Raw genomic sequence first — 12,193 nt, 5'->3', positions numbered from 1 at the left:
TTCGCCACAGCGTACATCCAACGGCCGCTGTCCCGGCGCCTCTCAGATTCAGGAATCCTTCTTCATCTGGGCCTTGATCAGGTCACCGATGGTGGTCGGCCCGGCAGTTTCCGCTTCCTGTTCTTTCATCGACTGCATCGCCTGTTTTTCCTGCTGCAGCTCCAACTGCTTGACGGACAGGTTCAACGCCCGGTTACGGCGGTCGACACTGGCGACCACCGCTTCAATTTCATCGCCGACATGGTACAGGCTGGTCAGGTTGTCGGTGCGGTCGCGGGCCGCTTCGGCCACCTTCAGAATGCCCTCGACAGAATCCGCCAGCTCAACCCGTGCCAGCCGCGGCGTTACCTCGATCACCGTGCCTTTGACCAGGCTGCCCTTGCTATGTTCGCCGGCAAAGGCGTTGAACGGATCTTCGTTCAGCTGCTTGATGCCCAGGGCGATACGTTCGCGCTCCGGGTCGATCGACAGAATCATCGCTTCGACCTCGTCACCTTTCTGGTACGCCTTGACCGCCTCTTCGCCCGTCTCGTCCCAGGACAGATCGGACAGGTGCACCAGACCATCAATGCCTTCTTCCAGGCCGATAAAGACCCCGAAATCGGTGATCGAGCGGATCGTACCGGTGTAACGGTCCCCTTTGCGGTGGCTGGTGGCAAACGCCTGCCAGGGGTTCTCACGGCACTGTTTCATACCCAGCGAGATGCGGCGCCGTTCATTATCGATATCGAGCACCATCACCTCGATCTCGTCACCGACCTGTACCACCTTGGACGGGTGGACATTCTTGTTGGTCCAGTCCATTTCGGAAACATGCACCAGCCCCTCGATGCCGTCGGCGATCTCGGCGAAACAGCCGTAATCGGCCAGGTTGGTCACCTTGGCCTTGACCTTCGAGCCGACCTGGTAGTCCTTGATCAAGGCGGTCCAGGGGTCATCGGTCAGCTGCTTCATACCGAGCGACACCCGGTTGCGTTCGCGGTCGAACTTGAGCACCTTGACGTCGATCTCATCGCCGATGGTCAGCATTTCGCTCGGATGCTTGACCCGCTTCCAGGCGATATCGGTGATATGCAGCAGGCCGTCGATACCGCCGAGATCGATGAAGGCGCCGTAGTCGGTCAGGTTCTTGACCAGCCCCTTGACCACCGCGCCCTCTTCCAGGCTTTCCAGCAGCTTGGCGCGTTCTTCGGAGAAGGCCGCTTCCAGTACCGCCCGGCGGGAAACCACGATGTTGTTGCGCTTGGCGTCCAGCTTGACCAGCTTGAACTCCAGCTCGCGCTGCTCCAGGTGGGAGGTGTCGCGCACCGGCCGGATATCGACCAGCGAGCCGGGCAGGAAGGCGTGGATGTTGTTGACGTTGACGGTGAAACCGCCGCGCACCTTGCCGATGATCGCGCCCTTGACCACTTCGTCGGCGGCAAAGGCTTTCTCCAGCTCGGCCCAGGCTTCGGCCCGCTTGGCCTTCTCGCGTGACAGTTGGGTAGCGCCGAAGCCATCTTCGACCGCCTCCAGTGCCACCCGGACTTCGTCGCCGACGGCGACAGTCAGTTCGCCATCGGCGTCCTCGAACTGACCACGAGCGATGATACCCTCAGACTTGAGACCGGCGTTGACGATGACGAAGTCGTTTTCGATCGCCATCACGGTGCCGGTTACGATGGCGCCGGGCGCCATCTCCAGGTCTTTCAGACTCTCTTCGAAGAGATCGGCAAAACTCTCGCTCATGGTCAGTACCATCCTCGCTTATTCAGCTGCTCACATCAGCGCAGACCTTTGTGTCTGGCATGTTCTAGCACGGCCGCTAAAACTTCGTCGATCGACAACTGCGTACTATCGAGGATGACGGCATCCGGTGCTGGCTTTAGCGGCGCTACGGCGCGGTTCATGTCACGCGAATCGCGGGCTTTTATGTCCTCTAATATAGCCTGAAGACTAGCACCCACCCCCTTGTTAATCAACTGGTTATAGCGGCGCTTGGCGCGCTCCTCGGGACTCGCGTCGAGGTAGATCTTGAGCTCCGCATCGGGGAAAACCACGGTGCCCATATCACGCCCGTCGGCGATCAGGCCGGGCTCGTCGGCGAACGCCCGCTGGCGCTCCAACAGCGCCTCGCGCACCTCGCCGATCGCCGCCACCTGGGAGGCGATCGCCCCCACCTGTTCGGTGCGGATCGCGTCGGTAACATCCTCACCCTCCAGGATGATGCGCAGCTCCTGGTCCTTTTCGGCCACGAACTGCACATCCAGGTGGGCAGCCAGTACCTGCAGCGCCGGCACGTCATCGGCCTTGACGCCATGATGCTGGGCGGCCAGCGCCACCAGCCGGTACAGCGCACCGCTGTCCAGCAGATCCCAATTCAAAGACTCCGCCAGCAGCTTGCACAGCGTTCCCTTGCCGGACCCGCTGGGACCGTCAACCGTAATAACCGGTACCGTTCCGGTAGCCAAGGACATCAGCCCTCCTCCTTCGTTACCTTGATACCAACCTGCTGGGCCAGTTCGACAAAGCCCGGGAACGAGGTGGCAACATTGGCACATTCATTAACTTTGATCTCACCGTCGGCGCGCAGGGCCGCCACGGTGAACGCCATCGCAATCCGATGGTCGTCGTGGCTTTCGATCACCCCGCCACCCAGCTTGCCGGCACCGCGAATGATCGCGCCGTCCGGGGTGCCCTGGATATCGACACCCAAGGTCTGCAGGCCATCGACCATCGCCTGGATGCGGTCGCTCTCCTTGACGCGCAGCTCCTCGGCGCCGGTCACCACCGTTTCGCCTTCGGCGCAGGCCGCCGCCACGAACAGCGCCGGGAACTCGTCGATCGCCAGCGGCACCTGGTCCTCCGGTACCTGGATACCTTTCAGCGGCGCGTAACGCACCCGGATATCCGCCACCGGCTCACCGCCCACCTCGCGCTCGTCGAGCAGCTCGAGATCGGCGCCCATCAGCCGCAGGATGTTGATCACGCCGATGCGGGTCGGGTTGATACCGACATGCTGCAGGGTGATATCGGAGCCCGGGCAGATCGCCGCCGCCACCATGAAGAAGGTGGCCGACGAGATATCGGACGGCACGTCGATCTGACAGGACTGCAGACGGTGGCCGGATTCTACCGTCACTTTGTTACCATCCTGTTCAACCGGGTAGCCGAAGCCGCGCAGCATCCGCTCGGAGTGGTCGCGGGTCGGCGCCGGCTCGGTCACCGAGGTCTGGCCCTCGGCGTACAGGCCGGCCAGCATCAGGCAGGATTTAACCTGGGCGCTGGCCATCGGCATGTCGTAGTGGATGCCGGTCAGCGACTGGCCTCCCTTGATCTTCAGCGGCGGCCGACCGCCCTCGGCGGTTTCGATCTGCGCGCCCATCTGGCGCAGCGGCTTGGCGACCCGCTCCATCGGCCGCTTGGTCAACGACGCATCGCCGGTCAGTTCGCTATCAAACGGCTGTGCCGCCAGCAGACCGGTCAACAGCCGCATCGAGGTGCCGGAGTTGCCGACATACAGCGGCCCCGGTGCGGCCTGCAGGCCATGCAGTCCCACCCCGTAGATCTTCACTTCGCCCTGGTAGGGGCCTTCGATCACCACCCCCATATCACGGAACGCCTGCAGCGTCGCCAGGCTGTCCTCGCCCTCCAGGAAACCGCTGACCTCGGTGATACCGTCGGCCAGCGAGCCGAGCATGATGGAACGGTGAGAGATAGACTTGTCGCCCGGCACGCGAATGGTTCCATTAACCGTGCCGCCCGGCTGAACATGAAAGGTTACGTTTCTTGTTGTCATTGCTTGAGAGTACGCCGTAGAAGTTAGAATTCGGGAAAAGTGCTGCCGGGCCGACTGAGCCCGGGTAAAGATACCGGTCATGGTTTCGCCGTCACCCTGCTCGATGGCGGCCCGCAGCCGCGCCACACCGGCAGTAAAACGGTCGATCTGCTTCAGCACCGCCTGCTTGTTGGCCAGACCGATATCGCGCCACATCACCGGATCGCTGGCAGCGATACGGGTGAAATCGCGGAAGCCGCCGGCGGCATAGCGGAAGATCTCGGTACTGTCCTCCTCCTGCGCCAGGGTATCGACCAGCGAAAACGCCAGCAGATGCGGCAGATGACTGGTCGCCGCCAATACTTCATCGTGTCGGCGGACCTCCATCTGCAACACCTCGGCACCGGTCACCAGCCACATCCGGGCGACCTGGCGCACCGCCTCGGGGCTGCTGTTCGGCAGCGGGGTCAGGATTACCTTATGACGCCGGAACAGCTCGGCATCAGCGGCGGCCACCCCGCTCTTCTCCGAGCCGGCAATCGGGTGACCCGGCACGAAGGTCGGCGGCAGCTCGCCGAGGATACGGCCGGCCGCCTCGACCAGATTGCTCTTGGTGCTGCCGACATCGGTCAGCAGGGTGTCGGCCCGCAGGAATGGCGCGATATCGGTCAGCACCCGCTCCATCGCCTTGACCGGCACCGCCAGCACCACAATATCGGCGCTGGCCACCGCGTCGGGTAGCGCCAACGCGGCTTCATCGATCACACCAAGACTGACCCCGGCGGCCAATTCCATCGCATTGCGATCATAGCCGACCACCTTGCGACAGAAGCCGCTGCGGCGCAACGCCTTGCCCAGCGAGCCGCCGATCAGCCCCAGGCCGATGATCAGAACTTCATTTACTGCTGCATTCACAGGTTCAATACCTTCAGTCCGGCATCACTGACACCGGTAAACCTGGCAAGCCGACCGTCAGGCCGGCCCGCCTTTGATGTCCCGTCCGCACGCGCCCGTCGCGACTAGAGTACGCAGCGTGGATAGGAGCCGAGCAGCTTCAACTCGACGCTTTCGGCTTCCAGTTCGCTGAGCACTTCATCGACCGCATCGTCGCTGTAGTGCCCTTCGAAATCGATATAGAACAGGTAACCGACGCTGGCCGGCCGGGTCTCGATCCGGGTCAGGCTGATGCCGTGACGGTAGAACGGTTCCAGCAACTGATAGAGCGCACCCGGCTCATGGTGCGCCTGCACCAGAATCGAGGTCTTGTCCTGGCCGCTCGGGCCGACCTCCTGATCGGCAATGATCAGGAAGCGGGTGACATTGTCCGGCTGGTCTTCGACGTTGCGCACCACCACCGCCAACTCATAGAGCTCGGCCGCCATATCGCTGGCCAACGCGGCCGTGCCGGCGCCCTCGTCAGCGACCCGTCGGGCCGCCTCGGCATTGGAGATCACCTCGACCCGTTCGACCGACGGATAGTGGGCATCCAGCCAGCTGCGGCACTGAGTGAACGACTGCTGATGGGCATAGATCCGCTTGATCTCGCCGTCGTCGTCCGCCTTGCGCATCAGGTGCTGGTGCACCGGCAGCTCGACCTCGCCGCAGATCCGCAGGCTGTACTGCTTGAACAGGTCCAGGGTATGGCTGACCACCCCCTCGGTGGAATTCTCGATCGGCACCACGCCGTAGTGCGCGGTGCCGGAGGAGACTTCGCGGAACACCTGGTCCAGCGAAGCCAGCGGCACCGACAGTACCGAGTGACCGAAGTGCTTCAGCGCCGCCTGCTGGGTGAAGGTACCCTCCGGCCCCAGGAAAGCGACCCGCATCGGCTCCTCCAGCGCCAGACAGACCGACATGATCTCGCGGAACAGACGCGCCACCTCTTTGTCGGCCAACGGGCCGGGGTTGCGCGCCATCACCGCACGCAGCACCTGGGCCTCGCGCTCCGGCCGGTAGAACACCGCCTCGCGCTGGCCCTGGTGCTTCAGTTTCACATCGGCCACCTGCTGGGCACAGCGGGCACGTTCGTTCAGCAGTTCGTGGATCTGCTTGTCGATGCGGTCGATCTGCTGACGCAGTACGCCCAGCTCCTTTTCCTGATCACTCATCGCAACCTCCGGATCAGCCCTGGGTACGTTCGAACTCGGCCATGAAGTCGATCAGCGCGTCGACGGCGGCTTCCGGTACCGCGTTGTACAGGCTGGCACGCATGCCGCCGACCGAACGGTGGCCCTGCAGGTTCAGCAGCCCGGCCGCTTCGGACTGTTGCAGGAACAATGCGTCGAGCTTGTCGTCCGCCAGGGTAAACGGCACGTTCATCAGTGAGCGGTTGGCAACGGCCACCGGGTTGGCGTAGAAAGCGCTGCGGTCGACAAAGTCGTACAGCTTACCGGCCTTGCGACGGTTACACTCGGCCATCGCCGTAACGCCGCCCTGGCGCTTGAGCCACTGGAATACCAGGCCGGCCAGGTACCAGCCGAAGGTCGGCGGGGTGTTCAGCATCGAACCGGCCTTGGCGTGCGGCTGGTAATCCAGCATGGTCGGCGTGCCCGGTCGGGCGTTGCCCAGCAGATCTTCGCGGATGATCACCACGGTCAGCCCGGCCGGACCGATATTCTTCTGGGCGCCGGCATAGATCAGCCCGAAGCGGCTGACATCGAGCGGTTCAGACAGGATGCTGGAGGAGTAGTCGGCCACCAGCGGTACCTCGCCGCTGTCCGGGATGTAGTCGTACGCCACACCGCCGATGGTTTCGTTCGGGGTGTAGTGCAGGTAGGCCGCATCGCTGCGCAGCGCCAGTTCGGCCTGGGCCGGCACCGACGAGAAGTTGTCGGCCTCGGTGGAGCCGGCCACGTGGATATCGCCGTACAGGCGGGCTTCCTTGATCGCCTTGCTCGACCAGACACCGGTGTTGATGTAATCGGCCTTGCCGTTTTCGCCCAGCAGGTTCAGCGGAATCATCGCGAACTGGCCGGTGGCGCCGCCCTGCAGGAACAGTACCCGGTAGTTGTCGGGCACCGCCATCAGCTCGCGCAGGTCCTGTTCGGCCTGCTCGGCAACCGCCACGAACTCATCGCTGCGATGGCTCATCTCCATGATGGAGAGCCCCTTACCCTGCCAATCGAGCAATTCCTGCTGCGCCTGCAGCAGCACTTCATCCGGCAAACCGGCCGGACCGGCGCTGAAATTGTACTTACGTGTCATGAGCTTGATCTACAACCCCTTGGCTACAGATAAAAATGCGGCCGCCAGGGCCGCATTGAAATAATTATTCGGAGCGATCATCCGCCTGATCGCCGATCGGTTCTGCATCGGCACCCTGGCCGTCCTGCAACGCCGCCTCAGCGCCCTGCGCCACCTCGTCGTCAACCTCGTCAGGTTCCTCGATGCGTGCCAGGCCGACCAGGTTCTCCTCTTCGGCCACCCGGATCAACATCACCCCCTGGGTGTTACGGCCCAGTACCGAGATCTCCTCGATACGGGTACGCACCAGGGTGCCGCGATCGCTGATCAGCATCACGTCGTCGCCGTCGAACACCTGCACCGCACCGGCCAGTTGGCCGTTCCGCTCGGTGCACTGCTGGGCGATAACGCCCAGGCCACCGCGCCCCTTGCACGGGAAGTCGTCGACCGCGGTGCGCTTGCCGTAGCCCCGCTCGGAGGCGGTCAGCACGGTGCCGTTCTGCTGCGGGATGATCAGCGAGATCACGCTGACGCCTTCATCCATGCGGATACCGCGTACGCCACGGGCGGTACGGCCCATCGCCCGCACCTGTTCCTCTTCGAAGCGCATCGCCTTACCGGCCGAGGTGATCAGCATGATGTGATCCTCGCCGCCGGTGATCGCCGCGCCGATCAGGGTGTCGCCCTCATCCAGGCCCAGCGCGATCAGACCGCTGGTGCGCGGCCGCGAGAAGGCGCTCAGCGGGGTCTTCTTGACGGTGCCGTTGGCGGTCGCCATGAAGATGAAGCGGTCTTCGCTGTATTCGTTGACCGGCAGGATGGTGGTGATCCGTTCCTCTTCATCCAGCGGCAGAATGTTGACGATCGGCCGGCCACGCGCGGTGCGGCTGGCTGGCGGAATCTCGTAGACCTTCAGCCAGTACACCTTGCCGCGGTTGCTGAACAGCAGGATGGTGTCGTGGGTGTTGGCGATCAGCAGGTGTTCGACGAAGTCCTCGTCCTTCACCGCCGCCGCCGCCTTGCCCTTACCGCCGCGGCGCTGGGCCTGGTAATCGGACAGCGGCTGGGTCTTGGCGTAACCGGAGTGGGAGATGGTGACCACCATATCCTCTTCGGTGATCAGGTCCGCCACGGTCAGGTCCTGGCGGCTGGCGACGATCTCGGTACGGCGCTCGTCACCGTAGGTTTCCAGGATCAGCTCCAGCTCCTCGCGGATCACTTCCATCAACCGCTCGTGGGAACCCAGGATCTTCAGCAGCTCGGCGATCTTCTCCAGCAGCTCGCGGTATTCGTTGATCAGCTTCTCGTGCTCGAGACCGGTCAGGCGGTGCAGACGCAGGTCCAGTATCGCCTGGGCCTGGGCCGGCGACAGGTGGTACATGCCGTCGCGCAGGCCGAACTCCTCGCCCAGGTCATCCGGCCGGCAGGCGTCTTCACCGGCCCGTTCCAGCATGTCGACCACGCTGCCCGGCTGCCACGGCGTCGCCAGCAGGCGTTCCTTGGCTTCGGCCGGGGTCGGCGAGCTCTTGATGGTCTCGATCACCGGATCGATATTGGCCAGCGCCACGGTCAGACCTTCCAGGATGTGGCCGCGTTCGCGCGCCTTGCGCAGCTCGTAGACGGTACGGCGGGTGACCACTTCGCGGCGGTGGCGGACGAAGGCTTCCAGCAGCGACTTGAGGTCCAGGGTACGCGGCTGGCCGTCGACCAGTGCCACCACGTTGATGCCGAACACGCTCTCCATCTGCGTCTGCGAATAGAGGTTGTTCATGATCACTTCGGGCACTTCGCCACGACGCAATTCGATGGCGATCCGCATACCGTCCTTGTCGGACTCGTCGCGCAGGTTGGTGATCCCTTCCAGCTTCTTCTCTTTCACCAGCTCGGCGATCTTCTCGATCAAGCGGGCCTTGTTCAACTGGTAGGGGATCTCGGTGACCACCAGGGTGGCCTTGCCGTTCTTGTCCTCTTCGATATGGTACTTGGCACGCACGTAGATGCGGCCACGACCTGTGCGGTAGGCCTGCAGAATACCGGCCCGGCCGTTGATGATGCCGCCGGTCGGGAAGTCGGGCCCCGGGATGTACTCCATCAACTGGTCGCAATCCAGGCTCGGATCGTCGATCAGCGCGATACAGCCTTTGACCACTTCGGACAGGTTGTGCGGCGGAATATTGGTCGCCATGCCCACCGCGATACCGGCGGAGCCGTTGACCAGCAGGTTCGGCACCCGGGTCGGCAGCACATCGGGAATCTGCTCGGTGCCGTCGTAGTTGTCGACGAAATCGACCGTTTCCTTGTCCAGGTCGGCCAGCATCTCGTGTGAGATCTTGTCCATGCGGATCTCGGTGTAACGCATGGCCGCGGCCGAGTCGCCATCGATGGAGCCGAAGTTGCCCTGGCCATCGACCAGCGTGTAGCGCATCGAGAAATCCTGCGCCATCCGCACGATGGTGTCGTATACCGCGCTGTCGCCGTGCGGATGGTATTTACCGATCACGTCACCGACCACACGGGCGGACTTCTTATAGGGTTTGTTCCAATCGTTGCCCAGTTCATGCATCGCAAACAGGACACGACGATGCACCGGTTTCAGGCCATCGCGGACGTCCGGCAGGGCTCGCCCGACGATGACGCTCATCGCGTAGTCGAGGTAGGACTGCTTCAGTTCGTCCTCGATATTGACCGGCAGAATCTCTTTGGCTAGATCACCCATTCGTATTGGCTATCCTAGGTTCAAGGTCCAGGCACAGTTATGGTGCCGATTTCATAACCGCCGGAGTATACCACAATCTGCAAACAAGAACCCTGCGAAAAGAACGCCTTAGGCCAACCCGGCCGGGCAGTGGCGACTGTCTTCACCCCGGTGCCGGTGTTAGAATGGCGCCCCATCTAACAGTGGATGACGACAGAGCCATGACCGACCAGCACAGCCTGAATATCGACCCCAGTGAAATTGCCAAGTTTGAAGAGCTGGCCACCAAGTGGTGGGACCGCAACAGCGAGTTCAAGCCGCTGCACGATATCAACCCGTTGCGGGTCGGCTTCATCGATCGGATCGCCCACCTGGCCGGCAAGAAGGTGCTCGACGTCGGCTGCGGCGGCGGCATCCTGTCCGAGTCGATGGCCCAGCGCGGCGCCGAGGTAACCGGCATCGACATGGGCGAGGCGCCGCTGAAGGTCGCCAAGCTGCACGGTCTGGAGAGCGGCGTGAAGGTCGACTACCGACGGATCACCGTCGAGCAGTTGGCCGAGGAGCTGCCCGGCAGCTTCGACGTGGTGACCTGCATGGAGATGCTGGAGCACGTGCCGGACCCGGCCTCGATCGTGCAGGCCTGCGCCAAATTGGCCAAACCGGGCGGCAAGCTGTTCTTCTCGACGCTGAACCGCAACCCGAAAAGCTACCTGTTCGCCATCGTCGGCGCCGAGCAGCTGCTCAAACTGGTCCCCAAGGGCACCCACGACTTCAAGAAATTCATCCGCCCATCGGAACTGGGCGGCTGGATCCGCCAGGCCGGCCTGCAATCGACCGAGCTGACCGGCCTGGTGTACAACCCGCTGACCAAGAGCTACCGACTCAATCCGCGCGACCTGGACGTCAACTACATGATCGCCAGCCAGAAGCCGGAATAAGCGGATGCAGCCGACACTTGAAGCGGTGCTGTTCGACCTGGACGGCACCCTGATCGACACCGCACCCGACTTTCACTGGGTGATCAACCGACTGCTGGAAGAGGAGGGCCGACCGCCGGTCGAGTTCCCGTTCCTGCGCAGCCAGGTCTCCAACGGCGCCCGGGCGATGGTCTGCGCCGCCTTCGAGATCGATATCGACCACCCCGACTTCAGCGATCTGCTGCAACGGATGCTGCGGCTGTATCAACAACACCTGGCGGTAGACAGCGCCCTGTTCCCCGGCCTGGAATCCTTGCTGGACCGGCTGGAGCAGCACGCCATCCCCTGGGGGATCGTCACCAACAAGCCGGCCCTCTATGCCGAACCGATGCTGCGGGGGCTGAACCTGGCCGAGCGTAGCGCCACGCTGATCTGCCCGGAGCACGTCAACCAGCGCAAACCGCACCCGGAATCGCTGTTCACCGCCTGTCGCCAGATCGACCGCCAGCCGCAGCATTGCGTCTACGTCGGCGACCATATCCGCGACATCGAAGCAGGCCGCCGCGCCGGTATGCGCACCGTGGCCGCCGGCTACGGCTACATCGACAGCGACGACAACATCGAACTCTGGCAGGCCGACCACTGCATCCAGCGGGCGGACCAACTGCTGCCGCTGCTACAATCACTCTATTCATTCGACGACCGATAGGATGCCGCCTTATGTACAGCTACCAAGCCCCTGAAGACCTGCTGAAGGACCGCGTCATCATGGTAACGGGCGCCGGTGACGGCATCGGCCGGGCCGCCGCCAAAGCGTACGCCGCGCACGGCGCCACGGTGATCCTGCTGGGCCGCACGCTGGAAAAGCTGGAACAGGTCTACGACGAGATCGAACGGGCCTGCCACCCGCAGCCGGCCATCGTGCCGATGAACCTGGAAGGCGCCAGCGAACACGAGTACCAGGAGCTGGCCGCCACTCTGGAGCAGGAGTTCGGCCGCCTGGACGGCCTGCTGAACAACGCCGGTATCCTCGGCCTGCGCACCCCGATCGACAGCTACGACCCGACGGTCTGGCAGCAGGTGATGCAGGTCAACGTCAACGGCACCTTCATGCTGACCCAGGCGCTGCTGCCGCTGCTGAAGCAATCCGAGGACGCCTCGATCATCTTCAGCTCTTCCGGCGTCGGCCGCCAGGGACGTGCCTACTGGGGCGCCTACAGCGTCTCCAAGTTCGCCACCGAGGGGATGATGCAGGTACTGGCCGACGAAGTGGAAAACGTCTGCAAGATCCGCGTCAACTGCATCAACCCGGGCGCCACCCGCACCAACATGCGCACCACCGCCTATCCGGGCGAGCCGCCGACCAACAACCCGACGCCGAGCCAGATCATGCCGCTGTACCTGTATCTGATGGGGCCGGACAGCCAGGGGGTCAACGGTCAGTCACTGGATGCCCAGGGTTGAGCAAACACCGCCCAGGTAGTTAAAAACGCAGATATAAAAACGCAGCCAACCGGCTAATGCCGATCAGTTAAGCTCTTTAACTTGCTGATCAGGCAAGAGAAAATCCGGAATCCATGTTAAGGGTTCCGGATTTTTTTATGCATTTCAGTCAGGCAGTGGATGCCATCTCTCGCGTTT

The 12,193-nt window shown here is 63.0% G+C and carries 9 protein-coding genes; 3 read left to right on the top strand and 6 right to left on the bottom strand.

What is annotated here, in order from left to right; genetic code table 11:
* Positions 1-48 precede the first annotated feature (48 nt).
* The 6 genes from rpsA to gyrA form a co-directional block, all read right to left on the bottom strand.
* A complete protein-coding gene (gene rpsA, locus K6T12_RS05380; RefSeq protein ID WP_222220240.1) occupies positions 49-1,728 on the bottom strand; it encodes a 30S ribosomal protein S1 in 1,680 nt (559 codons plus the stop codon).
* A 35-nt stretch (positions 1,729-1,763) separates the two neighbouring features.
* Entirely contained in the window at positions 1,764-2,456 is a 693-nt protein-coding gene (gene cmk / locus K6T12_RS05375) for a (d)CMP kinase (RefSeq protein WP_222220238.1), read from the bottom strand.
* The gene (locus tag K6T12_RS05370; protein WP_222220236.1) at positions 2,456-4,672 is read right to left on the bottom strand and encodes a bifunctional prephenate dehydrogenase/3-phosphoshikimate 1-carboxyvinyltransferase; all 2,217 of its coding nucleotides are present in this window, start codon (positions 4,670-4,672) and stop codon (positions 2,456-2,458) included. The genes cmk and K6T12_RS05370 overlap by 1 nt, the downstream gene beginning before the upstream one ends.
* A 104-nt stretch (positions 4,673-4,776) precedes the next feature.
* Entirely contained in the window at positions 4,777-5,865 is a 1,089-nt protein-coding gene (gene pheA, locus K6T12_RS05365) for a prephenate dehydratase (protein ID WP_222220234.1), read from the bottom strand.
* Positions 5,866-5,878: 13 nt separating this feature from the next.
* The gene (gene serC, locus K6T12_RS05360) at positions 5,879-6,961 is read right to left on the bottom strand and encodes a 3-phosphoserine/phosphohydroxythreonine transaminase (protein ID WP_222220232.1); all 1,083 of its coding nucleotides are present in this window, start codon (positions 6,959-6,961) and stop codon (positions 5,879-5,881) included.
* A gap of 64 nt (positions 6,962-7,025) precedes the next feature.
* Positions 7,026-9,656: a DNA gyrase subunit A gene (gene gyrA / locus K6T12_RS05355; protein ID WP_222220230.1), complete on the bottom strand. Its 2,631-nt coding sequence runs from the start codon at positions 9,654-9,656 to the stop codon at positions 7,026-7,028.
* A gap of 200 nt (positions 9,657-9,856) precedes the next feature.
* Here gyrA and ubiG point away from each other — a divergent pair, with 200 nt between their 5' ends.
* Genes ubiG through K6T12_RS05340 form a run of 3 tightly spaced genes read left to right on the top strand, consistent with a single transcriptional unit; the run spans position 9,857 to position 12,016 of the window.
* Positions 9,857-10,573, top strand: coding sequence for a bifunctional 2-polyprenyl-6-hydroxyphenol methylase/3-demethylubiquinol 3-O-methyltransferase UbiG (ubiG, locus tag K6T12_RS05350; protein ID WP_222220228.1), 717 nt, complete (start codon positions 9,857-9,859; stop codon positions 10,571-10,573).
* Positions 10,574-10,577: 4 nt separating this feature from the next.
* Positions 10,578-11,261: an HAD-IA family hydrolase gene (locus tag K6T12_RS05345; RefSeq protein WP_222220226.1), complete on the top strand. Its 684-nt coding sequence runs from the start codon at positions 10,578-10,580 to the stop codon at positions 11,259-11,261.
* A gap of 11 nt (positions 11,262-11,272) precedes the next feature.
* Positions 11,273-12,016 carry a YciK family oxidoreductase gene (locus tag K6T12_RS05340; RefSeq protein WP_222220224.1) on the top strand — a complete coding sequence of 248 codons (744 nt, stop codon included), beginning with the start codon at positions 11,273-11,275 and terminating at the stop codon, positions 12,014-12,016.
* The last annotated feature ends 177 nt before the right edge of the window (positions 12,017-12,193 follow it).

This window comes from Marinobacterium arenosum (assembly GCF_019795155.1).
GTDB classification, from domain to species: Bacteria; Pseudomonadota; Gammaproteobacteria; order Pseudomonadales; family Balneatricaceae; genus Marinobacterium_C; species Marinobacterium_C arenosum.
This window is presented reverse-complemented; position numbering and strand designations above follow the sequence as displayed.

Coding starts and splice junctions, on each gene's coding strand:
- rpsA (WP_222220240.1), bottom strand. CDS start 1,728: ATGAGCGAGAGTTTTGCCGATCTCTTCGAAGAGAGTCTGAAAGACCTG.
- cmk (WP_222220238.1), bottom strand. CDS start 2,456: ATGTCCTTGGCTACCGGAACGGTACCGGTTATTACGGTTGACGGTCCC.
- K6T12_RS05340 (WP_222220224.1), top strand. CDS start 11,273: ATGTACAGCTACCAAGCCCCTGAAGACCTGCTGAAGGACCGCGTCATC.
- K6T12_RS05345 (WP_222220226.1), top strand. CDS start 10,578: ATGCAGCCGACACTTGAAGCGGTGCTGTTCGACCTGGACGGCACCCTG.
- gyrA (WP_222220230.1), bottom strand. CDS start 9,656: ATGGGTGATCTAGCCAAAGAGATTCTGCCGGTCAATATCGAGGACGAA.
- ubiG (WP_222220228.1), top strand. CDS start 9,857: ATGACCGACCAGCACAGCCTGAATATCGACCCCAGTGAAATTGCCAAG.
- serC (WP_222220232.1), bottom strand. CDS start 6,961: ATGACACGTAAGTACAATTTCAGCGCCGGTCCGGCCGGTTTGCCGGAT.
- pheA (WP_222220234.1), bottom strand. CDS start 5,865: ATGAGTGATCAGGAAAAGGAGCTGGGCGTACTGCGTCAGCAGATCGAC.